Source organism: Stenotrophomonas sp. SrG (assembly GCF_050031795.1).
Taxonomy (GTDB): Bacteria; Pseudomonadota; Gammaproteobacteria; order Xanthomonadales; family Xanthomonadaceae; genus Stenotrophomonas; species Stenotrophomonas rhizophila_A.
Genome location: NZ_JBNBBE010001286.1, coordinates 1 through 236 on the forward strand (window position 1 = coordinate 1; position 236 = coordinate 236).

A 236-nucleotide genomic window follows, 5' to 3' on the forward strand; every position below is an offset into this window, starting at 1 on the left:
GTACAGCGAACCGAGGTCCACGCTGCAGAAGTTCAGCAGCAGCTGCACGATTTCGGCCATGTTGGAGCCGGTGTACGCCGCCTTGATCTTCTCCTGCACCTCCCAGGCGCGATGCACGATCCAGCGGTCCAGCGCGACCCTGTCGGCGGGAGCGACCAGGTGCTGGGCGGGATCGAAGCCGTCCGGGTTGCCGAGCAGGAAGCGCGCGGTGTTGCGCAGGCGCCGGTAGGCGTCGG

1 protein-coding gene is annotated in these 236 nt (G+C 67.8%); it reads right to left on the reverse strand.

Features of this window, described 5'->3' with window-relative positions; all coding sequences use genetic code 11:
* On the reverse strand, positions 1-236 hold a 236-nt coding region (locus tag ACQG3P_RS23565), incomplete at both ends, for a hypothetical protein (RefSeq protein ID WP_426806399.1).